Source organism: Shewanella sp. 10N.261.52.F9 (genome assembly GCF_041471165.1).
Lineage (GTDB): Bacteria > Pseudomonadota > Gammaproteobacteria > Enterobacterales > Shewanellaceae > Shewanella > Shewanella marinintestina.
Genome location: NZ_JBFRNX010000047.1, coordinates 1 through 1,657, shown reverse-complemented (window position 1 = coordinate 1,657; position 1,657 = coordinate 1). Strand labels below are relative to the sequence as shown.

At 45.9% G+C, this 1,657-nt stretch carries 1 protein-coding gene; it reads left to right on the top strand.

The genetic code is table 11. The features are described from left to right. Positions 1-1,657 (top strand): cadherin-like domain-containing protein (locus AB4298_RS21105; RefSeq protein WP_371988314.1); only part of this gene is annotated, 1,657 nt, incomplete at both ends.

Here is a 1,657-nt window from a genome sequence, read left to right as displayed (position 1 = left end):
TTAGTCATCAATGCAGATGGCTCCTACACCTTCACCCCCAATGAAAATTGGAACGGTGTTGTTCCGGTTATCACATACACCACAAACACCGGTTTAACCGCGACGCTAACGATTGAAGTCACACCAATTGATGATCCGAGCATGCTGGTTAATGACAGCCAAACTATCGTGGAAGATGAAGTCGCCACCGGTAATGTCTTAGATAATGATGCAGATCTCGATAGTGATTTGTCTGTGGTTAGCTTTGACGTTGAAGGGCAAACCTATAACGCAGGCACCAGCGTTGAACTTGACGATGGCGTGTTAGTCATCAATGCAGATGGCGCCTATATCTTCACCCCAAATGAAAATTGGAACGGCGTTGTTCCGGTTATCACGTACACCACAAACACCGGTTTAACCGCGACACTGACGATTGAAGTCACCCCAGTTGATGATCCGAGCGTGCTGGTTAATGACAGCCAAACTATCGCTGAAGATGAAATCGCTACCGGCAATGTCTTAGATAATGATACAGATCTCGATAGTGATTTATCAGTGGTTAGCTTTGACGTTGAAGGGCAAACCTATAACGCTGGCACCAGCGTTGAACTCGACGATGGCGTGTTAGTCATCAATGCAGATGGCTCCTACACCTTCACCCCCAATGAAAACTGGAACGGTGTTGTTCCGGTTATCACGTACACCACAAACACCGGTTTAACCGCGACACTGACGATTGAAGTCACGCCAGTTGATGATCCGAGCGTACTGGTTAACGACAGCCAAACTATCGCTGAAGATGAAGTCGCCACCGGTAATGTGCTAACTAACGACTCAGATGTTGATAACGATCTCACGGTCGTTAGTTTTGAAGTAAATGGTGACAATTATACCGCTGGAAGCACTGTTGAGTTAGACGGTGGCTCACTTGTTATCAACGAAGACGGCACTTACACCTTCACACCTAATGAAAATTGGAATGGTAGTGTCCCAGTCATTAGTTACTCCACTAATACAGGTGAAACAGCTACGCTTACCATTACCGTAACAGAAGATGCAACCGACTTGAGCAATGACAGTATCACTGTTGCTGAAGACACAGTCGCTAGCGGTAACGTATTGAGCAATGATGAAGCTGGCAATACCAGTGTGGTGAGCTTCACCCTCGACACTAATGGCAACGGCAACCAAGAAAGCTTCACTGCCGGCGAGAGTGTTACCTTAAGCGGGGGGATCTTGCTGATAGGCACAGACGGCAGCTACAGCTTCACACCTAATGAAAATTGGAATGGTAGTCTTCCTGTCATTACCTACACCACTAACACCGGCGAAACCGCCACGCTTAACATCGAAGTAACTCAAGTTGATGATCCTAGTGCGCTAGTCAATGACAGCCAAACTATTGTAGAAGACACTGTTGCCAACGGTAACGTGCTCGATAATGATTCTGATATAGACAACAATTTAAACGTAACAAGCTTTGAAGTTGAAGGAAAAACCTATACAACAGGCACAACTGTTGATTTAGAAGACGGTTCGATTGTTATCAACGAAGATGGTTCCTATACCTTCACACCAAATGAGAACTGGCATGGTGTCGTTCCGGTAATCACTTACACTACTAATACTGGTGAAACAGCTACTCTCACTCTAACCGTCAGCCCGGTGAATGATC